Origin of the sequence: Bacteroides finegoldii DSM 17565, from assembly GCF_000156195.1 — a bacterium.
GTDB classification, from domain to species: domain Bacteria; phylum Bacteroidota; class Bacteroidia; order Bacteroidales; family Bacteroidaceae; genus Bacteroides; species Bacteroides finegoldii.
This window is the reverse complement of the sequence record NZ_GG688320.1, coordinates 138517-159780: the sequence shown is the minus strand read 5'-3', so window position 1 is coordinate 159780 and position 21264 is coordinate 138517. Positions and strand designations below refer to the sequence as shown.

The window sequence follows — 21264 nt, the reverse complement described above, 5'->3', positions numbered from 1 at the left end:
ATATGAAGACAATAAAAATCATATTTACAACTTTGCTGTTATTACTGTCGGTAGCCAGTGTATATGCGCAAGGACGTAAAATTAGCGGTAAAATACTTTCACCGCTAAATAAACCGATTGAAGGGGCTATCATTTCGGCTGTAGGAAGTAAAGATGCGAAAACTGGAGTTGACGGAACTTTCAAAATGGAGTTGAAAGAGAATACGACTCAAATTTCAGTGTGGGCAGCTGGTTATTATCCGGAAACTCGCTTGGTAGATGATAATTCACAAGTGGTTATTCTGATGATGCCGGAGAGCACATATAAATATAATGAATCGGCTATATTACCTATGAGAATCGAAAGTTCCCGTCCGGAACTGACTTCTGCGGTGAATATCAATAAAAAAGATTTCACGCAGGGAAGTATGAAGATAGATCGGGCTTTGGCAGGACAGGTAGCAGGCTTGAAGACAACCCGTGCAGGTGGTATGCCAGGTGAGGGAAGTTATATGAACCTGCGTGGTATTCGTTCTTTTGTAGGTTCAAACGCTCCGCTTGTGGTAATTAATGGTGTCCCCTATTTACCTGATTCTCGTGAATCACAATTGATAAATGGATTTTCGAGAGATATATTTCAGGCATATAATATTCAAGATATTCAAAATATCACTGTACTGAAAGGAGCGGAGGCTTCTATGTATGGTTCGATGGGGTCGAACGGTGTTATTCTAATTGAAACGGATGGTGCAACTTCCGATAATTTGGATACGCGAGTCAGCTTTTATGGACAGTATGGGGTGAATTGGAATAATAAACGTATGCCATTACTTACAGGTAATGATTACAAATCTTACCTTTCGGATATTGGTATGACTTATTTCGGTAATATGGAAGGATTTTTCTCGGAATTTCCTTTTTTGAGTGATCCCAATAGTAAATACAATTACTTGTATAACAATACCACAGATTGGCAAGATGAAATTTATAAAAATGGTTTTGTAACAGACAATCTGTTTCGTGTAGAAGGTGGTGATGCTATTGCCAAATATGACCTTTCATTAGGATATGCGATGGAAAATGGACTGATGGATTACACTAAAAGCCAGCGTTACCATACACAATTGAATACAAATGTTTTGATTAGTAAATGGGTGGAGATGACAGCAACGGTCGGTTTAGCTTATCTGACAGGCAATTATCAGCAACAGGGAATGGATAATGTTAGCAATCCGATCTTAGCAGCTTATTCGCGTGCTCCATTGTTAAGTCCTTATAAGAAAGATATTGATGGTAATATTTTGGATACTTACTCTACTTATTACTATGGTAATTCAACGAATATGGATTTTGCGGTAAGCAATCCATTGGCTATCGTCAATACACTTGATGGTCGTAACCGACAGTATGATGTAAATTTCAGACTTGGATTGGTTTACAAGCCTTTCAATGGATTATCGTTCAATGGTACATTTGGAATGTTTTATAATTATAATAAAGAACACCTATTTATTCCCGGACTATCAGATAAGAGTATTTTGCCGATTGTTGATCAGTATGGTAATGCAGAAAATACCGTGAAGGAAGGTGTAGGTGAAACTTTGAACATTTTCGCAAATGGTAATGTACGTTATCAGAGACTTTTTCAGGGTATCCACCATTTGAATATTCTTGCTGGTGCTCAAATGTTGATTACTCAAAATAAGTATGAAGGTGGTGCAGGCCGTAACACTCCGAATGATTTTTATCAAACATTGGGAGATACAAAAACAATCGGACGCTACTTTTACGGTTATCAGGAAAAATGGAACTGGGCGAATTTTTATGCTCATGCTGATTATACCTATCGTGATATGGTAGCAGCTTCTTTGAATGTGGCGGCTGATGGTGCGTCCTCTGCCGGTACTTATGGAAACCACTTTTATATATATCCTTCCGGTGGTGTGACTTTGCTCGGAAAAGGTTGGTTGCCATTGACTAACTCTACATTAGTAAATCGCTTAAACTTGCGTGCGGAATATGGTTTGTCCGGTAATAGCCGTTTCTCTTCCAATCTTGGAAAATATTATTATACAAGTTTGCCTTATATGACTACTTCCGGTATTGTTCGTGCCAATATATCAAACACCACTTTGAAACCGGAGAAGAACATACAATTTAATCTTGGATTGGATATGAGTCTGTTGCGTAATCGTTTGGAAGTGACATTGGATTATTATAATAATCTGTCCAAAGATGTTATTTTTGCAGTACCTCATACATCGGCACTTGGTTCTCTAAACTATTATGCAAATTGTGGAGAAATAAAAAATAAAGGTGTAGAATTGGCAGTGCAAGCTTCTTTGGTTCGTACACGTGATTTCGAATGGATTATAGGTGGTAATATTGCCCGCAATGAATCGGAGGTGAAGTCATTAGGAAACACATCACAATTGATTAATAGCTATAGTGATGGTGCGCAGTTGGTTTCCCGTGTAGGAGAGTCTCCTTATCAGTTCTATGGTTATCAGACGCTTGGGGTATTCTCTACACAGGCTGAAGCAGATGCTGCTAATCTGGTCAATCAAAAAGGACAGGCTTATCAGGCAGGAGACATCCATTTTGTAGATCAGAACGGTGATGGGCGTATCGATAGTAAAGATCGTGTCTCTTTAGGCAGTGCCGCACCGAAGTATTTCGGTGGCTTTTTTACACGAATCAGTTATAAATCTTTTGCATTGTCTGCAGAATTCTCTTATTCAAAGGGGAATCAGGCTTATAATGGTGTGAGACGTAGTTTGGAATCACTTTCTACTTTTGGCAATCAAAGTGCGGCAGTTGTAAACCGCTGGTCGTTGGAAGGACAACAAACTAATATTCCTCGTGCTCAATGGAACGACCCGATGGGTAACAATGATTTTTCGGACCGTTGGATAGAAGATGCTTCTTTCTTGCGTATGAAGAATGTTACATTTAGTTATAGTTTTGACAAGAAATTCCTGAATTTCTTCCGTTCCGGTACATTGTATGTAACAGGTGAGAATCTGTTGACAGCTACAAAATATTTAGGGTTGGATCCTGAATTCTCTTATTCTTATAGTGATGCTATGCAAGGATTTGACTATGCGAAAATGATGCAGCCTAAATCAATTAAATTTGGTGTTAATTTGAACTTTTAAGGATGATGAAAAAGAATATATTGAAATATGTGTTACTAAGTATGACATTCTTCTTGGGCGCATGCAACGATTTCTTCAATGTCGAGACGAAGAATGTATTAGATCATGACGGATACATCACCGAAGAAAGTGAGATGTATTCGGGGTATATAGGTATTATGACCAAAGTACAAGCCATTGGAGACAAAGTGATCTATTTGACAGATACACGTGGTGAATTGCTGGAACCAACAAAGAACGCTCCCAGTGAGTTGTATAGTATCTACAATTATGATACAGACTTGACAGGAAATTCGTATGCCGATCCGGCTGCTTATTACGATGTAATTATAGCATGCAATGACTACTTGTCAAAGTTGTATGATTATAAAACAGAAAATCCGGCAGCTATTAATCTGGATCATTATAAAGCTTTGGTTAGTTGTACACTTCGTGTGAAAGCGTGGATATATCTTACATTAGGTAAGATTTATGGAGAGGCTGTCTGGTTTAATGATCCGGTTCGTGAGATGAAAGATTTGAATGACTTTCCTGTGAAGAATTTGGATGAGATAGTGGAAGGCTGTCTTGATTTGTTAACTAAAGGGTTTGATGGAATAGATGGCACGAATACAATGTCATGGAAAGAATGGCTCGATCCTAATACGGAAACAGCAGAAAGTACATATCGTTATTGGGACTATATGACACCGGAATTCTTTGCATTATATGGAGAGTTATGTTTGTGGCATGGTGACTACCAGAAAACAGTGAATGTTATTTTGAATACAATGAATGCAAAGTTTGCCAGTACGGTGAATGATGCAACACAGTATATGCATAATGTGAAGTTGACAGGTACATATAGTAAGATTTGGGATAATACTAATCCTCAACCACAAGAGACTGTTTCTGCTATTATCTATAATTATCAAGGAAACCAGACTAATAGTTTGTTGAAACATTTTGGGACAGAATCACCCAATGAGTATCTGTTGGCTCCGTCACAGGTAGGAATGGATCGTTATACTGATCCGGATTTTAATCCGCTTGGAGGTGCTACTTCGGATAAGCGTTCCACTTATTATTTTGCGAAAGATAAAAGTGGTAATTATGTTATCCAGAAGTATCGTCCGTCAAATAGCACAGCGCGTACCTATGCTTATCAAGATGATGTGCATATTTATATTTATCGTGGCAGTGAGCTGTATTTCATGTTGGCGGAGGCTCTCAATAATTTGGGACGTGTAACGGAAGCATCGGCATTGATTAATCAGGGAGTGAACGGAAGTTTTCCGAATGGTGGAGTGACATGGGATGGTTTTACAGATGACTGGACCGGAGCTAGTACGTTAGGTACTCGTCGTTATCCGGACCTGGGTATTCGTGGGGCATTTAATTTGGGTAATCGTGAGTTTACACGTGGGGATGCTAGAGCCAATGATGAAGCGATTCTTGATGAAATGATGCTTGAATTTCCGGCAGAAGGAAAGATTTATCCTACTATGGTTCGTATGGCACGTCGTTACAATGATCCAAGTATCATAGCTGATCGTGTTTGTCCGAAATATGCTGATCCGGAAGCCATTCGTGCTAAGATTAATGCAGAAGTTGGTGGAAAAGCAGGTTATTTCGTTCATTGGAATTTAAAATAAAGATCCTCAAATCATCCTTTGGATTGGATTATTAGGGTGGAGTGACGCGGGTTTTTGAATGAGAATCCGCGTCATTTGTTTCAAAAATAAATACTTTTGTAAATAACAATAATAAAGAATCATGAAAACATTCGCAGTATCTATTGCAGCACTTTTTATTTGGACAGCTTGCGGAGATGGAAATCAGCCGATAATTGACCGTGAGGCATTAGTAGAAAGGAATAGTCCTGTTGTGACGGCATTCGATTCATTGGCTTCACTTTCTGTAGGAAATGGAGAGTTTGCTTATACGGTAGACATAACAGGATTACAGACGTTTCCGGACAATTATAAAAAAGGAGTTCCATTGGGAACGCAGAGCCAGTGGGGCTGGCATAGCTTCGCCAATCCGGACCGGTTTACTTCGGAAGAAACTCTGAAAGAATATGATTTTGGCAGGGGAAAGAAAGAACTTTACGCTACTCAATTCAAAGAAGAAGGCAGACAACAGGATGCCGCTAATTGGTTTCGTGTCAATCCGCATCGTCTTCATTTAGGAATTGTCGGTTTTGACGTGGAAGAAGGTACGGATATTGAACAGGTAACTGACGTTCATCAGAAACTTTGCTTGTGGGATGGAAAAATCGAAAGTCGGTTTAAATTAAACGGTGAAGATTATCAAGTGGAGACAGTCTGCCATCCTTCTAATGATATGATTGCTGCAAATATTACCTCTAAGGCGCATACCGGGATTTGTTTTCGCTTTCCGTATCCTACGGGCGCTCATTGTGATGATGCATGTAATTGGGAAGCCGTTGATAAACATATAACGACTATTGTTACTCAAAATGAATCTTCCGCAGTTTTGAAACATACTTTAGATAGCACAGAGTATTTCGTAACTTTGTGTTGGGAAGGGAAGGCTACTTTAAATGAGAAAGCAAAACATTATTTTGTCCTGACTCCGATGGACGATCATTTAGCTTTTACATGTGCTTTTACTAGTACAGCTCCTTCAACGCAGCCTGTTACTGTAGCACAAACTCAAGAAGAAGCAAAAAACTATTGGAACTCGTTTTGGAAGGAAGGCGCAGCTGTTGACTTTTCGGCATGTACGGACCCACGGGCCAAAGAACTGGAACGACGTGTGGTACTTAGCCAATATTTGCTTGCAATTCAGAGCGCAGGTACTACTCCTCCGCAAGAGACGGGGCTTACCTATAATTCGTGGTTTGGCAAATTCCATCTTGAAATGATCTGGTGGCACGAAGCTCAATTTGCTCTTTGGAATCGTAGCAACTTACTTGACCGTACATTAGGTTGGTATGAAAAGGTTGAACCGATAGCGCGTCAAATAGCCCAAAGACAAGGGTTTGATGGTGTTCGCTGGATGAAAATGACCGATCCTTCAGGAACGGAAGCCCCTTCCAAAGTAGGAAGTTTTCTGATTTGGCAACAACCTCATCTAATTTATTTGGCAGAATTACTTTATCGTGCTGATCCGACTAAAGAAGTGTTGGAGAAATATAATCGTTTGGTACAGGAGACTGCAGAATTTATGTACTCTTTTGCTACATACGATGAACTGGAAGGACGTTACGTATTGAAAGGTGCCATTCCTGCACAAGAAACGTTGCGTGCTGCAGAAACAATTAATCCTCCTTTTGAACTTTCTTACTGGCATTTTGCCATGCAGACCGCTCAACAATGGCGTGAACGTATGGGACAGCAACGTAGTCTGGAATGGGATGAAATGATCGACAAACTTTCCCCTTTAGCATCTAATAATGAAGGACTTTATCTGGCTGCTGAAACAGCCATAGATACTTATAAAGATATTCGTTATACTTCCGACCACATGGCAGTATTAGGGGCAGTCGGTATTCTTCCGATGAATAAACTTATCCGGGAAGATTATATGAAAAATACATTGCACTGGATTTGGGATAACTGGAATTGGGGTAAAACCTGGGGATGGGATTATCCGATGACGGCTATGAATGCTGCCCGTTTGGGTGAACCGGAAAAGGCCGTCGGAGCTTTACTGATGGATAAACGCACAAACACATACTTGCCGAATGGTCATAATTATCAGGACGGTCGTTTACGTATTTATTTACCGGGTAATGGCGGCTTACTGACTGCTATTGCGATGATGTGTGCCGGTTGGGACGGATGTACGGAGACTAATCCGGGATTTCCGAAAGATGGAACTTGGAATGTCCGTTGGGAAGGATTGAAGCCATTACCATAATCAAACACAAAAAATATGAGTTATTTTCATCTGAATCTTATTTTAAAAGGAAAGCTGACTGTTTGTTGCCTCTTGATGTTGTCGGCGATGCCATTAAATGCTCAAAGAGAGGCAAAGCAGATCGGTGACTTTAAAGAATCCATCTCCTTGAATGAACATCTGCGAGGTACAAAAAGGACGTTGCAATATCGTCCCGATGGTGATGAGTTTGTTTGTGTCAATGGTAAGAATCGGTATACCCGTGCTTTGTACGGTAGTCACAGTCCCTTTCGGGTAGAAACAAGTGACCGACCGGTTTTTGCTTTTTATAATAACGGACGCGGAGGAAATATAAGTTTCAAAGTCATTCTTCGTGACGGAACAGAATTGGCGCTTGACTGCACCGGGCATTGTGAATCCCGTTATTCGGCTGGAAAACGTACCTATTATTTGACAGACCCGTCTTGGGGAAAAGGAGAACTGCGTATTTCTGTATTGGCATTAGCCGATATGGATGGAGCTATTTGGCGTTTTTCTCCTTCGAATATGCCTAAAGGAGCTATACTTCGTTGGCAACATGGGGGAGCTACCGGAAAACGTTTGAGTCGTAATGGAGATATGGGGGTAGATCCGGCTGATTGCTTCGAACTTCCTGCCGAAGCGACTGACCTTGTCACAGGTGAACTTGCTTTGCAGAAAGAAGTATACTTGGTACGTGGGGAGGTTCCCGAAGGCTATAATGTCCGTAAACTCTATCAACAAGCGGAGGCAGCCTCTTTGGCGTTGGCTTCTCATTTGAAGATAGAAACGCCGGACCCTTATTTGAACACGTTGGGTGGTGCATTGGTCGCAGCTGCCGATGGAATTTGGGGCGGACAGGTTTGGTTGCACGGTGCTATTGGCTGGCGTATGCCGTTAAGTGGATGGAGGGCCGGATATACTGGTGATGCCTTAGGTTGGCATGACCGGGCACGGACTCATTTTGATGCTTATGCAGCCAGTCAGGTGACTGATGTCCCGAATACAATACCTCATCCGGCACAAGATTCTACAATGAATCTGGCGCGTTCGGAAAAACGTTGGGGAACTCCTCAATATAGTAATGGGTATATTTGCCGGAATCCTGGACGTAACAATCAGATGCACCACTATGACATGAATCTTTGTTACATGGATGAATTGTTATGGCACTTCAACTGGACGGGAGATACTGCGTATGTCCGCAAAATGTGGTTTGTGATTACCCGCCATCTAGCTTGGGAAAAATTAAATTATGATCCGGACAATGATGGTTTATATGATGCATACGCTTGTATTTGGGCAAGTGATGCGCTTTACTACAACAGTGGCGCAGTCACCCATTCGTCGGCTTATAACTACCGTGCCAATAAAATGGCTGCTTTTCTTGCTTCTTTGATAGGCGAAGATCCTTCACCTTATCAGAACGAAGCCAAGCAAATATTGAAAGCGATGAATAAGCGTCTTTGGATGCAGAGCAAAGGTTGTTGGGCGGAATATCAGGATTTTATGGGACATCGCCGGCTTCACGAAAGTCCGGGATTATGGACTATATACCATGCACTCGATAGCGACGTTGCTGATCCTTTTCAAGCTTATCAGGCTACACGGTATGTTGATACGGAAATACCACATATTCCCGTGTATGCCGATGGACTGGAAGAGGGGTATGCAACGATTGCCACTACCAATTGGTTACCTTATTCCTGGAGTATCAATAATGTGGCTTTCGCAGAGGTAATGCATACAGCTTTGGCCTATTTCCAGGCAGGACGTCCGGAGGAAGCATATCGATTGATGAAAAGTTCATTTCTGGATGGTATGTACTTAGGTAACAGTCCCGGCAATTTGGGGCAAGTCAGCTTTTATGATGCTGCCCGTGGAGAGTGTTATCGTGACTTTGGAGATCCGATAGGGGTAGCTTCCCGATTACTGGTACAAGGATTGTATGGCATTTTACCCGATGTATTGAACGGGAAGATGGTGATTCGTCCGGGATTTCCCGCAGGATGGTCAAAAGCTTCTATTTCTTTGCCTGACATAACCTATCACTTTGTCAGGGAGAAAGATACAGATATTTACCGGATAGAGCAACGTTTTAAGGCACCTTTGGCTTTGACATTACAAGTGAATGTCGGAAGAGAAAGGATTCATTCTGTGAAAGTAAATGGGAAAGAAGTTGACTGGAGCTTTGCGGAAGCTGCTTCCGGTTATCCGGTGGTTGTTATTCCTGCTTCTTCTACCAAAAAATCAATTGTCGAAATTGTGTGGGAAGGAAACAGACTGAATCCGGTTCTGCCTGAAATACAGGCGGAGGCTTTAGCGGAGATCCGTATTCCATCCATTTTAGGGGCGGTATTCGGTGAAATATATGATCCGCAGGGAGTGCTGATACAACCGAATGTTAGTGATACGTCTATAAGAAGTAAGGTTAATGATCATTTGGGGCATCATACATTCTTTGTTCGCATGAAACAAGGACAGATGGAATGGTGGCAGCCTGTAAACGTACAGATTACAAAATCGGAAAAATCACCGGTCATTCTTCCTTTCTCACAGGTGAATACGTCAGAGTGCCGGGTGATGAATATGGATTCTTTGTTCAATGCGAATGTGACTGATATTTTCCGGAATGAGTATCTGACACCCCGTTCGCCTTATACCACTTTGCAACTTCCTGTTCAGGGCATTGGCGAGTGGTGTCATCCGAAATTAACTGCTGATATTGATGATGCAGGTTTGCGTGCCTTGGTACGTGATGAGATGCTGACTACCAAACTGGGTGTGCCGTTCCGAACATTGGCTCAAGGAAGCAATATTGCTTTTACTTCGTTGTGGGATAATTATCCCGACAGTTTGAGTATTCCGCTTTCCGGTCGGGCTTCTCATGCCTATTTAATGATGGCAGGCAGTACCAACCACATGCAGTGTCGCATTGCTAATGGTATTGTTCGTGTATACTATACAGATGGAACTTCTGATGTATTGGAATTAGTGAATCCGGATAACTGGTGTCCTATTGAGCAAGATTTCTATGTTGATGGTCAGGCATTCACTGTTGTTTCTCCCCGTCCTTATCGCATTCATTTTAAGACGGGTTTGGTTAGCAATGACTTGGGAAAGGACTTAGGTATAAAGGGTGTTTATGGACGTTCCATCGAGGGAGGAGCAGGTGTACTTTTGGACATGCCTTTGAATCCTTCCAAAGAGTTAAGTCATCTGACGTTGGAAACACTTTCAAACGATGTTGTTATCGGTTTGATGGGAGTTACATTGCAATAAAATAAAAATAACATATTAATAAAAGGATAAGAATTATGATGAGAAGAACTATTAATTTACTACTGATGTTGCTTTTTGTGGCAGAGGTAACATCTGCGAATACTGTTGATTTTGATAAAGCATTTAAAGAAAGCGCCCGTATCGAAAAACAGATTAAACGGACCTCTTTTCCGAAACGAACATTCCTTATAACTGATTTTGGAGCAAAAACGGATGATGAGGCTAATCCTTGCCATGAAGCCATTAATCAGGCTATTCTACAGTGCAGTCTGTCAGGAGGTGGCACAGTAATTGTTCCTAAAGGCACTTTTTATACCGGACCTATTACTTTAAAGAGCAATGTGAATTTCCATCTCGAAGAGGGAGCTGTTTTGAAATTCTCTACAGATCAAAGCCTTTATTTTCCTGCTGTTTTAACTCGTTGGGAAGGAATTGATTGCTATAATGCTCACCCCTTGATTTATGCTTACGGTGAAAGTAATATTGCCATAACCGGAAAAGGTATTATCGATGGACAAGGTAGCATGGAAACTTGGTGGCCGATGTGTGGAGCGGTAAAATATGGCTGGAAAGAAGGCATGGTGGCTCAGCGCAATGGAGGTCGTGAACGTCTGTTGATGTATGGTGAAACATCGACTCCCGTTTACAAACGTCTGATGAAACCGGAAGATGGTATGCGTCCGCAGCTATTGAACTTACATTCCTGCCACACCATCTTGATTGAAGGTGTTACTTTGTTGAATTCTCCGTTTTGGGTGATTCATCCTCTTTTCTGCGAGAGCTTGATTGTTAGCGGAGTGACTGTTTTCAATCGTGGACCTAACGGAGACGGATGTGATCCTGAATCTTGTAAGAATGTGTTGATAGAGAATTGTACATTTGACACGGGTGATGATTGTATTGCCATTAAATCAGGACGTAATGAAGACGGGCGTAAATGGAATATTCCCAGTGAGAACATTATCGTACGTGGTTGCATGATGAGGAATGGACATGGAGGAGTAGTGATTGGCAGTGAGATTTCCGGTGGTTACCGTAACTTGTTTGTAGAAGACTGCCGAATGGATAGCCCGAATCTGGATCGTGTCATTCGTATTAAGACGAGCACTTGTCGCGGAGGACTTATAGAAAATGTATATGTACGCAATGTGACGGTAGGACAATGTCGTGAAGCTGTACTTCGCATCAATCTGCAATATGAGAATCGGGAGAAATGTAAGAGAGGGTTTGACCCGATTGTCCGTAATGTGCATTTGAAGAATGTAACTTGTGAGAAGAGTAAATTAGGTGTGCTTATTATCGGATTGGAGGATGATAAACATGTATATAATATCAGTGTAGAGGATTCTCATTTTAATAATGTAGCCAAAGGAGCAAATGATATTAAAGGGGCGAAAGATGTTACTTTCAAAAACCTTTATATCAATGGTGAATTGGTGAAATAGGGCATAATTGTAATAGATAAAAATCCAGCTATGAATGAAGAAGAATGGAAGACTGTCTGTGACGTACAAATTTATGTTACATCTTTATCAGCAATAAGTGATTGTAATTGGAATAAGTTAGAATTCTGGATAAATCTTCATCAGGATGGTTTTATCTATAAATTGAGGCATTATTATCCTATACTTTCAGAAGATGATATACATATCATTCTTTTGTTACGTATCGATTTTAGTAATGCGCAGATTTCAGAGTTGTTCCATATTCTAGGAAGTTCTTTTCGAATACGCCGTAGTAGATTGAAAAAGAAAATGAATGTTTCTTGTGAATCTATTACCGATTTTATTAAATCATTACGTTTAGAATGATCTTTCTTGTGAAAAGAGGTTGTGTCAGCGTTTTGACACAACCTCTTTTATATTTTACAGTTCTTTTATATTTTCTTTTGGCTATGCTGCTTTTTCCTCATGCATTTGGCAACAAGTTGCTATATTCCAATTATATCGGGTTATAAATAGTCCCATAAACATATATTTGGCAACTGTAATGAGCCCCTTTCCTTCTTTTATCAGTTTAGCACACATTTTTTTGATATTAAAGGCTATAGCAAAGAAAGCAAAGTCCATTGTAACCTTGTCTTCTCCCATATGCCGGAATCTTCTGTATGCCATGTTGTATTTTATTTGTCCAAACACAGCCTCTGGTTCTATACACCTCCTGCCTCTATGCTTGATCCCTTCTTCTGAGAGCAACCTTTCCCGTGTCTGCCGTTTGTATTGATTTAATTGGTGGTTGACTTCTATAATACGGTTCCCCCGGGCTTTAAAACAACTGCCACGCAAAGGGCAACCTTCGCATCTTTCTGCTTTATACCGGGCACTTTCGGTGATGTATCCGCTCGCTGTCTTGTCACGTTTGGTTCCTATACGGTTCGTGTGCTGTCCCATAGGACAAACGTAATAATCCTCTTGGGCATTGTAATGGAGACTTTCGGCATGGAACGGGTTGGGAGTATAACGGGGACGCTGTTCTTTATGGAAGTAATTGTACTTGATGAAGGCTTCTATCCCATTCCCTGCATGAACCGGTAATTTTCTTCCGAACCGTAACCGGAGTCTGCCACACAGATATTCGGTAAACGGTTATAGCGGTACTGGAAAGAGTGGAAAAAAGATATGAGGGTCAGTGTATCGGTAGGGTTGGGAAACAGACGGAAGTCTGTGATGAATTGGTTTTCAGTACCTATTTGCAGATTATATCCGGGTTTGGTCTGCCCGTTCTTCATGGCATCTTCTTTCATGCGCATGAATGTGGCATCAGGATCGGTCTTGGAATAGGAGTTACGTTCTCCAAGGGTATCAAGGTGATTGTCGTATTCTATCAGCTTGTCACGATACCCTTCAAGTTCCATGACCTGCTTCTTCTTTTTGCGTAGGGCTTTCTTTTCTTCCTTATCCTTTGTTGCAGACTGGCGTTCCAGGGCTTCTTTAAGTTCATCCACTATGTCAGAGAGCCTGCAGGGAGTAAACTCCACGGATGTGTCTTTTATAGAGTTCTCCTGTGCAATGGCTTCATCCACCTGCTCCAAGAGAATACGGATTTTATCCATTAGTCTCGTACGGTTCCGTTCGACTGTCTTGCGCCAGACAAAAGTATATTTGTTGGCTTTGGATCCAATCTTGGTGCCGTCGATATACTCCACATCAAGGCTGATGAAACCTTTATCGGCAAGGACAAGAACCAACTGGGTAAATACATTATTTATTTCCTCCTTTACACGGTTACGAAAACGGTTGATCGTTATAAAATCCAGATGCTCATTACCGGCAAGCCAAATATAATGAATGTCACGAAGGAGGTGCTTCTCTATTTTACGGCAAGAATAGATATTATTCATGTAGGCGTAGATTATCACCTTAAGCATCATTTTAGAATGATAAGGACAACGGCCCGTTTCCTTATAAAGCTTCTTGAAACTCTCAAGATTGAGATTGTCTATAACAGCATTCACGATGCGGACCGGGTCGTTTGCAGCTATGTTTTCATCAATTCTTTGTGGAAAAAGAACGGTTTGGTTGGGAATGTAAGGACGAAAATGTAACTTTGCCATAACGAAAAACTTTATACCTAAAGATACGAAAACTTTGGGGAATAACAAAGCCCGGGCTTGAGAAAGTCTGGGCTTTGCGCATAAAAAAAGAGGTTGTGTCAGCGTTTTGACACAACCTCTTGAAATTTGTATTTAAATTTATAAATGTCGTCCTTTGTAACAACAAGAACGATAAACTTTTATTCGTACTAATATTATGGAAAAATACAGCTCCTTATCTTATGTGATATAGACAGAACTGGAAAATGAGCCAAACGATTATCTACTAATAATTGGGTATCGCCTTGAAAAAGATATTCAATATTATTAATCTCTAAAAGTAGTTCTTATTGGAGAGTGGGATAGAAGATTGTGAGCAAAGCAAGGGTAAGTGCACTATCTTAGCATATCATTAAAAAGTGAAATAATATCTATATTCTAATTTGTAATTATTATGAGAACAAATGAACAAATTTTTATATGGCTTTTAGTAATGTTGGTATGGGCTTCTACTCTTTCTGCTCAAAATAAGAAAGAATATAACTCAGAAGTTGTCAACAAGATCATTACATCAAGAGACTATAAGATCGGTGTGGATACTTATATACTTTCGTATAGGGAGTACATAGAATTGGATTATCCCGAAAGCTCGATAGCAATTAAAAATGATTCGGTCTTTTCCGATCTTTTCTTTATTGAGGAATCTGATATACCTTATAGCGGCAGAGGAAATGAACTTCGTTTTCAGGTACCCCTCAAAAAATATACCATGGATATAGATAGGAAAGGGAATGTCTATATTAAATTTTCAGCACGGACAAAAGTAGACAAATTCAACTTTAAGATTATTGTGTATGTTGATGGAAGGGCGATTGTCAATGTTTTTATGCAACACTATCAAAGTGTAAGTTTTTGGGGAGAATTAAATATGCGAAGAGAAGAAACGGAATCTCTGTAACACTTAATTATTATCATGAGAAAATATCTATTCATATTAATGTTTGTATCTATAGCCCAGTTATTTTACGGACAAGAAAAATATGCTATTCAAGGTGAATTTCCAGATAATTCGCGATGCAGCATATTTACATCACTGATTATCAGTGACTATTCATTTTAATAGGTACAACCTCTGTTTTTACAAGTACACAGAATGTAGGGACAAATGCAAATAGTTGTATTTCATCGCTTTGCATATACGTGTTGTACCGCCTCTTTTCAGTCCTTTTGTGGAATGTCCGCTATCAGATACAAGGTGTTGACTGATAGGGCATTTTTGCAGGTATGTTACAGAACGCTTGTTGAATACAAAGGTAGTGGTTTTCTTGGAATTTCTGTGGGTTGCAGTGGGAATTTTATTAGTCTGCTGCAATGGAATATTTGATTCGCTTGAAAAAGTGTAGCGAAACTGAATTATTCGCTTGAAAAAGTGTAGAGCAGTGCTTGTGTTCTTTAATTTGTGGTTTTGAATCTTACTATATTATACCTTATCTGATATAATGATGCTTGTGATGAAATAAATTATACCTTTTATGGTATAATGTGGGATATTTGTATTAATTTTGCACCTGAAAAGGTATAAATGGAGTGTAAGCTGAGTGAAGAATCAAACTTGTTTGATTTATTTCGAGGTGCTGCCTTTATTGTAAAATCTTGGATTTTAAATGTTGAATGCTTATGAATAATCTCTCTACTACGGTCAAGATGTTGCGAAAGCAGTATAACCTGACGCAAGAAGAACTTTCCTTGAAGTCAGGGGTGGGATTGCGCTTTGTGCGAGACCTTGAGCAGGGAAAAGAAACGTTGCGTCTAGATAAGGTGAATCAGCTTCTTGATTTCTTTAATTATGAAATGGTTGCTACTATTAAATCCAATAATCAATGAGACAAGCCCATATATTTTATAAAGACCAATCGGCAGGGATTCTGACAGAAAATGATGCAGGATATGAGTTTCATTATTTGCCGGAATATCTATCATTGGAGACGGCAAGAGCCGTCAGCCTGACATTGCCTTTACAAGCAGATGCATACACAAGTCCTGTGCTGTTTCCGTTCTTTGACGGTTTGATACCTGAAGGATGGCTGCTGGATGTTGCACTGCGGAATACTGACATCAGCATTCTTGACCGGATGTCGTTGCTCATGACCTGCTGCAAGGATTGTATCGGAGCGGTAAGTGTTGTTCCTATGGAAGAAAAGGAGGTGAACTATGTGTAATTGTTTGTATTGTTATCGTCCACTTCTAAAGGGGGAAAAGGATATGCATCAGGCTTGCATAAAGAAGTTCTTTGGAACAACAACGTTGCCCGTACTTGATTATACGACGGAGCAACTTGACCAGCTTGCTCTGCAAATCATTCAAGACCAAACCTCTTTGACTGGTGTCCAGCCTAAATTGTCCTTGCATCTGAATGAGCATGAGGGCAGCAAACGATTGACCATTGTCGGGCTGTGGGGTGGTTATATCTGTAAGCCACAGACCTCGCAATATGAAATGATGCCTGAGGTGGAGGATTTGACCATGCACCTTGCGGAGGTGGCACGTATCGAGGTAGTTCCTCACACGCTGATGCGGATGGCAGATGATACACTATGCTATCTTACCCGTCGAATCGACAGGACTCCTGCCGGAGAGAAAATAGCAATGGAAGATATGTGCCAATTGACGGAAAGACAGACAGAGCATAAGTACAAGAGCAGTTATGAGCGTATCGGCAAGGCGGTTTTGAAATATTCTTCTTTGCCCAAAATGGATGTTACCAATTTTTTGGAGTTGGTGCTTTTTTCTTGGCTGACAGGAAATAACGATATGCACTTGAAAAACTTCTCTTTGTATGAAGCAGCGGATAAAATACGTTTGACCCCTGCTTACGATTTGCTGAATGCGGTTATCATCAATCCAAAGGATGATGAAGAACTGGCATTGACCTTGAACGGGCGGAAGAAAAAGCTTCAAAAGGAAGACTTTATCAAGGCAGCAGCCACTTTGAGCATAGAGAATGTGATTGTAGAACGACTGATAAATAAGTATGTCAAGCTGTTGCCCAAGTTTGAGACTGTCATTCAAAACTCATTTCTAAGTGTTGAATTAAAGGAAAAGTATTTCGAATTGTTAAGAGGGCGAATAGCGAGGCTTTCCACAAATGCTACAAAACGATAAATATACAATATTATGGATACATTAGGTCTTTCAAAAGTAACATCATTGTTCATCCTAACTTTAATAGAAAGAGACGATGGACAAAAGAAACAAATTTTGGAGACGCCAACAAATGGCACGTGTGTTTAAGGCTCGCATGATTCTTTATGCAGCTTACGGGCATTGTATCATCCGTGAGGATGGAAGTCGTTATGAACATCCTCATTGGTTTGAGTTGGCTAAAGAGAAATGGGCGCAAGTTTACAAGACTACCGGGACACCGTGTAGTTGTTGGATGTGCAGAGGTATGGAATATGACCGTAAAGAGTATAAGAAAGATACTCTACAGATTATTCAGGAATCAATGGAGTAGCCTAAATGAACAGAAACTGAATCTGTGTATTCATTACATAGGTTCAGTTTTCTGAAAATGAATCTGAGAATGAAGATTTTGTAGAATACTTGTCCGATTTTGACAATTGTGTATTATCTTTGCAGGGTACTAACGATATAAATTGGTCTATAGTAAACTCAAACATGTTACTCGCACGTATTAAGCAGCTCCGAGAAGAGCTGAATATACAGCAGCGTCAAATGGCAGACGCAATTGGTGTGGATGCACCGATGTATAGTAGGATAGAGAGAGGTATTCGACCTTTCCGAGATGAGTATATTGCGCCTATGGCGAAGATACTCAAGATTGATAAGGATGAACTACGCTCCTTGTGGACGGCAGATAAAATCATAAATGTCACAAAGGATGAGTCAGACAGTGTAGCTCAGCGAGCACTCCATCTTGCGAAAAGTGAGATAAATACCAATCCTGACTAATCTTTTGCAAATCAGAGGATGGACTAACTTGGATATGGTTATGTGGAACAAAGACAGTAATTTTGTAGATTATGGCAGAAAAGACAACTATGGTAGATGACGCACAAGAAAAAGACGAGCTGGTATTGGAAGACAATCAGCTGGTTTGTGCGCTCACCAATAAGGTCGTGAAAGCGACGGATAAAGAACTCACGCTTCAGTCAATGATTGATATGATGGCTGAAGAATATGGATTTGCTCCTGAAGACATGGAACGTGACTTTAGGGTGACTTACAAAGAGCCTGATTCAGACAAGTGTCGGGCTCAAGCGGTTGATTTAGCTATCTTTGATGCTGGTATGGCTCATGTGGTAGATAATTTGATTCGTTTTGTGGTGGTGGCTAAGGATGCAAAGGTGAAACCTACCGATGCAAAGAAGGGGGTGGATGCCATGCTCGATAACATTCTTACTTTCACCGATTGTGAGTTTGGTTGTTGGACCAATGGTGAGGACTTACACTATCGTTACTATACAGAGGATGATTTTGGTCAGTCTGAGACCCAAGATATTTCCGACTTTCCTGCCAATGGACAAACACTTGCCGACCTTGAGGCCCAGGGCGACCGTGCCATGCCTCGTAAACCTGCCAATGAGTCACTCATCAAGACTTTCAAGCGCTGTCATGACTACATCTATGGCAATGAGGGCATGAAGAAGACGGCCTTTTGGGAATTGCTGAACCTTATTTTTTGCAAACTCTACGACGAGAAGCGTCGTAACATGGATGCCAAGGAAGGCATCAGTTACCGTCGTCGTTTCTGGGTGGGTGTTAAGGAGCAGTTTACAGAAGAAGGTCGCAAGGCTGTGGCCGACCGTATTCGAGGTCTTTTTGAAGAACTTAAAGAAAGCCAAGTGTTCCGTGATGTGTTTGACGGTTCGGAGCAGATATGCTTTCCGACCGTGGCCTTGCTTTTGTGGCAGCAGAGCTGGCAAAATATTCTTTCCTCGATGCCACTGTCGATGTGAAGGGCACAGCTTACGAAACCATTGTAAGTAACACCTTGAAACAAGAGGCAGGCCAGTTCTTCACCCCTCGTAACATTATCAAGTGCATGGTAGAGATGCTCGATCCTGACCAGAATACCCGTGTACTCGACCCCGCTTGTGGTTCGGGCGGTTTCTTGGTGACGGTGCTCGACCATGTTCGCCATAAGATTACACGCAACCTTTATCCCGAATTGGACGAGGTGCGCTTGGCTGCACGTGTAAACACCCCCGAAGTAGACGAACTGGTGCGTAATTATGCCGAGAAGATGATTTTCGGTTTCGACTTCGATCCCGACTTGAAGAAGGCTGCTCGCATGAATATGGTGATGGCAGGCGACGGCCATAGCAATATCTTTAACATCAACTCTTTGGATTACCCGCAAGGTGATAAGCCCGACCGCTCCCTTATTGCCGAAGCCGTGAATGAGAGCATCAAACACAGTAACGATAAGGACTTCCCGTTTGGTACGTCTGAGGACAATGCACAAGGCAAGTTTGACATGATTTTTACCAACCCGCCATTTGGCGCTAAGGTGGAAGTGGATGTGGAGATTGCTCGTCGATATAAACTCAACAGTAATGCTCCTGAAATACTTTTCATTGAGGCTTGCTATAACTTCTTGAAGCCTGGTGGTAAAATGGGTATCGTGTTGCCTGATGGTATTTTGGGCAACCCCAACACCGAGAGTGTACGCAAATGGATTTTAGGGCACTTCAAACTTTTGGCATCCGTAGATCTTCCCGTTGAAACCTTCTTGCCGCAGGTAGGTGTACAGGCTTCGTTGCTCTTCCTTCAGAAGAAGACAGCCGAAGAACTACTCATTCCACTGGACAAAGAAGACTACGATGTGTTTATGGCTATTGTAGAGCAAGTAGGTAAAGACCGTCGTGGTGTGCCCATCTACAAGAAGGACGAAGACGGTGCAGAGATTCTCTTTGCCCACGAAAAGAAATGGTTAGCTTATACCGATAATGGACGTGAAATCGTACGCAGTCGTCGTGAACGCATCAAACACTTGGCAGACGATCTGCCCGAAGTGGCTGCGGCTTATGCTAAATTTGTGGAGGAGCATCAGCAATGAAAATTGGTCACATACATAGAATGTCGATGAACCCTTGCGGACTCAGATTTGACTCAAGCTATCACCTAAGTGATGGTGTTACAGTGAAGCGGAACATTGCAGCTTCACCGTACCCATTTATGCTTATAGGAAAGGCTGCAGAGCGTATTTTTATTGGAGGTAGAGCTAGACGTGTATATGTTAAGGACAGAAAACATGGTATCCCCTTTTTGAGTAGTTCTGATATATTACAAGCTGATTTAGAGAATGTTAAATTAGCATCCAAGAAGTATACCCCTAATATTGAGGAAATGACACTCCAAAAAGGGTGGACTTTGATTACTAGATCTGGAACAATTGGCAATTGCGCGTTCGCTAACGCGAAACATGCTCAGAAGCTCGCTTCTGAGGATGTTATTCGGTTAGTACCGAATAACATCCTCAGACAGGGGTATATTTACGCATACCTTGCATCAAAACCCGGTTATTCGTTGCTGACACAAGGTACTTTTGGCGCTGTTATTCAACATATTGAACCTGCGTTTGTGGCATCTCTGCCTATTCCTGTGCTTCCTGAAGCGTTTCAACAAGAAGTAGACAACTTGATTCAAGAGTCTGCTAGACTACGAGAAGAAGCGACGGATGCATTAGATAAAGCCCATGCATTACTGCATTCTGCTTTTAATAACAAAGATGCTAATTTAAAATCTGTTTCCATCCGAAAAATTTATGCAGCACATAATCAAAGATTTGAAGCGACTTATTACTCTAGTAATAATCGAAGCATTTATGACTCTATTATCGAACAGTTTGAGTTCATGCGTCTCAAGGATTTGTGCTCAAGAATTTTTAGACCTGGTATCTTTAAGAGACAATATGTCTCAGAAGGCGGAATAACCTTTTTAGGAGGTGCAGATATTCTCAATGCGATTCCATCTAGTTATAAGCAGCTATCAAAGCCACAGGTCAAGAGAATGCCTGAATTGATGCCGGAACAAGGAACTATTTTAGTAACTTGTGGTGGTACAATTGGTAATATTGTATACGTAGATAATCAATTATCCACATGTGCCGTATCACAGCATGTTATGAGGCTTGTTCTTAATGGAGCAGTTCCTAATGGCTATTTATATGCGTTTTTGTCTTCTGATATAGGTAAAAAACTGATTAATCTATTTGCTTTTGGCTCAGTTATTCCTCAAGTTGAAGCACATCATCTTGAATTGGTTCCAGTTCCAATGCTGGATAATGAGACTATGAACCGTATAGATGCATTGTGCATGCAATATGTATCTTGTAATGAATTGGCAAAAGAAAATGAACGCAAAGCCATCTCGATGGTTGAAGAAGAAATCGAAAGTTGGACTACCTCAAAAAAGAATTAGCGT

At 41.0% G+C, this 21264-nt stretch carries 15 protein-coding genes and 1 pseudogene; 15 read left to right on the top strand and 1 reads right to left on the bottom strand.

From position 1 onward, the window contains the following. The first annotated feature begins 2 nt into the window (after nt 1-2). From BACFIN_RS13695 to BACFIN_RS13720, 6 genes are all read left to right on the top strand, one after another. A complete protein-coding gene (locus tag BACFIN_RS13695; RefSeq protein WP_007750963.1) occupies nt 3-3137 on the top strand; it encodes a SusC/RagA family TonB-linked outer membrane protein in 3135 nt (1044 codons plus the stop codon). A 2-nt stretch (nt 3138-3139) separates the two neighbouring features. Next, nucleotides 3140-4771: a RagB/SusD family nutrient uptake outer membrane protein gene (locus tag BACFIN_RS13700; protein WP_007750962.1), complete on the top strand. Its 1632-nt coding sequence runs from the start codon at nt 3140-3142 to the stop codon at nt 4769-4771. Nucleotides 4772-4892: 121 nt separating this feature from the next. Further along, nucleotides 4893-7004 (top strand): hypothetical protein, encoded by a 2112-nt coding sequence (locus tag BACFIN_RS13705; protein WP_007750961.1) that lies wholly within the window; start codon nt 4893-4895, stop codon nt 7002-7004. Nucleotides 7005-7019: 15 nt separating this feature from the next. Beyond that, the gene (locus tag BACFIN_RS13710) at nt 7020-10283 is read left to right on the top strand and encodes a DUF4450 domain-containing protein (RefSeq protein ID WP_007750960.1); all 3264 of its coding nucleotides are present in this window, start codon (nt 7020-7022) and stop codon (nt 10281-10283) included. 35 nt (nt 10284-10318) lie between these two features. After that, nucleotides 10319-11728 (top strand): glycoside hydrolase family 28 protein, encoded by a 1410-nt coding sequence (locus BACFIN_RS13715; protein ID WP_007750959.1) that lies wholly within the window; start codon nt 10319-10321, stop codon nt 11726-11728. Nucleotides 11729-11758: 30 nt separating this feature from the next. Then, nucleotides 11759-12094, top strand: coding sequence for a hypothetical protein (locus tag BACFIN_RS13720; protein ID WP_007750958.1), 336 nt, complete (start codon nt 11759-11761; stop codon nt 12092-12094). An 81-nt stretch (nt 12095-12175) separates the two neighbouring features. On the opposite strand, the pseudogene BACFIN_RS20650 reads toward BACFIN_RS13720, so the two are convergent. Further along, nucleotides 12176-13836: pseudogene (locus BACFIN_RS20650) on the bottom strand (IS1182 family transposase). Between the two features lie 433 nt (nt 13837-14269). Here BACFIN_RS20650 and BACFIN_RS13725 point away from each other — a divergent pair. The 9 genes from BACFIN_RS13725 (at nt 14270) to mads5 (ending at nt 21261) form a co-directional block, all read left to right on the top strand. Continuing rightward, nucleotides 14270-14773 carry a DUF4251 domain-containing protein gene (locus tag BACFIN_RS13725; RefSeq protein ID WP_007750952.1) on the top strand — a complete coding sequence of 168 codons (504 nt, stop codon included), beginning with the start codon at nt 14270-14272 and terminating at the stop codon, nt 14771-14773. Between the two features lie 719 nt (nt 14774-15492). Continuing rightward, nucleotides 15493-15699 carry a helix-turn-helix transcriptional regulator gene (locus BACFIN_RS13730; RefSeq protein ID WP_032839427.1) on the top strand — a complete coding sequence of 69 codons (207 nt, stop codon included), beginning with the start codon at nt 15493-15495 and terminating at the stop codon, nt 15697-15699. After that, on the top strand, nt 15696-16034 hold the full coding sequence (locus tag BACFIN_RS13735) for a HipA N-terminal domain-containing protein (protein ID WP_007750936.1): 339 nt from the start codon (nt 15696-15698) through the stop codon (nt 16032-16034). The genes BACFIN_RS13730 and BACFIN_RS13735 overlap by 4 nt, the downstream gene beginning before the upstream one ends. Next, nucleotides 16027-16977: a HipA domain-containing protein gene (locus BACFIN_RS13740; protein ID WP_007750934.1), complete on the top strand. Its 951-nt coding sequence runs from the start codon at nt 16027-16029 to the stop codon at nt 16975-16977. The genes BACFIN_RS13735 and BACFIN_RS13740 overlap by 8 nt, the downstream gene beginning before the upstream one ends. A 76-nt stretch (nt 16978-17053) precedes the next feature. Continuing rightward, nucleotides 17054-17329, top strand: a complete 276-nt coding sequence (locus tag BACFIN_RS13745) for a hypothetical protein (protein WP_007750931.1) — start codon at nt 17054-17056, stop codon at nt 17327-17329. Between the two features lie 164 nt (nt 17330-17493). Further along, a complete protein-coding gene (locus BACFIN_RS13750) occupies nt 17494-17787 on the top strand; it encodes a helix-turn-helix domain-containing protein (RefSeq protein WP_007750923.1) in 294 nt (97 codons plus the stop codon). A gap of 71 nt (nt 17788-17858) precedes the next feature. After that, on the top strand, nt 17859-18794 hold the full coding sequence (locus BACFIN_RS23245; RefSeq protein ID WP_007750915.1) for a type I restriction enzyme HsdR N-terminal domain-containing protein: 936 nt from the start codon (nt 17859-17861) through the stop codon (nt 18792-18794). Beyond that, nucleotides 18716-19897 (top strand): HsdM family class I SAM-dependent methyltransferase, encoded by a 1182-nt coding sequence (locus tag BACFIN_RS23240; protein WP_081449076.1) that lies wholly within the window; start codon nt 18716-18718, stop codon nt 19895-19897. Before BACFIN_RS23245 ends, BACFIN_RS23240 begins: the two co-directional genes overlap by 79 nt. Continuing rightward, nucleotides 19894-21261 carry a methylation-associated defense system restriction endonuclease subunit S MAD5 gene (mads5, locus tag BACFIN_RS13755; protein WP_007750910.1) on the top strand — a complete coding sequence of 456 codons (1368 nt, stop codon included), beginning with the start codon at nt 19894-19896 and terminating at the stop codon, nt 21259-21261. The genes BACFIN_RS23240 and mads5 overlap by 4 nt, the downstream gene beginning before the upstream one ends. The last annotated feature ends 3 nt before the right edge of the window (nt 21262-21264 follow it).

Bases quoted from the DNA above. Each gene is read 5' to 3' on its own strand.
- BACFIN_RS13695 (WP_007750963.1), top strand. From the start codon at position 3: ATGAAGACAATAAAAATCATATTTACAACTTTGCTGTTATTACTGTCG.
- BACFIN_RS13700 (WP_007750962.1), top strand. From the start codon at position 3,140: ATGATGAAAAAGAATATATTGAAATATGTGTTACTAAGTATGACATTC.
- BACFIN_RS13705 (WP_007750961.1), top strand. From the start codon at position 4,893: ATGAAAACATTCGCAGTATCTATTGCAGCACTTTTTATTTGGACAGCT.
- BACFIN_RS13710 (WP_007750960.1), top strand. From the start codon at position 7,020: ATGAGTTATTTTCATCTGAATCTTATTTTAAAAGGAAAGCTGACTGTT.
- BACFIN_RS13715 (WP_007750959.1), top strand. From the start codon at position 10,319: ATGATGAGAAGAACTATTAATTTACTACTGATGTTGCTTTTTGTGGCA.
- BACFIN_RS13720 (WP_007750958.1), top strand. From the start codon at position 11,759: ATGAATGAAGAAGAATGGAAGACTGTCTGTGACGTACAAATTTATGTT.
- BACFIN_RS13725 (WP_007750952.1), top strand. From the start codon at position 14,270: ATGAGAACAAATGAACAAATTTTTATATGGCTTTTAGTAATGTTGGTA.
- BACFIN_RS13730 (WP_032839427.1), top strand. From the start codon at position 15,493: ATGAATAATCTCTCTACTACGGTCAAGATGTTGCGAAAGCAGTATAAC.
- BACFIN_RS13735 (WP_007750936.1), top strand. From the start codon at position 15,696: ATGAGACAAGCCCATATATTTTATAAAGACCAATCGGCAGGGATTCTG.
- BACFIN_RS13740 (WP_007750934.1), top strand. From the start codon at position 16,027: ATGTGTAATTGTTTGTATTGTTATCGTCCACTTCTAAAGGGGGAAAAG.
- BACFIN_RS13745 (WP_007750931.1), top strand. From the start codon at position 17,054: ATGGACAAAAGAAACAAATTTTGGAGACGCCAACAAATGGCACGTGTG.
- BACFIN_RS13750 (WP_007750923.1), top strand. From the start codon at position 17,494: ATGTTACTCGCACGTATTAAGCAGCTCCGAGAAGAGCTGAATATACAG.
- BACFIN_RS23245 (WP_007750915.1), top strand. From the start codon at position 17,859: ATGGCAGAAAAGACAACTATGGTAGATGACGCACAAGAAAAAGACGAG.
- BACFIN_RS23240 (WP_081449076.1), top strand. From the start codon at position 18,716: ATGCTTTCCGACCGTGGCCTTGCTTTTGTGGCAGCAGAGCTGGCAAAA.
- mads5 (WP_007750910.1), top strand. From the start codon at position 19,894: ATGAAAATTGGTCACATACATAGAATGTCGATGAACCCTTGCGGACTC.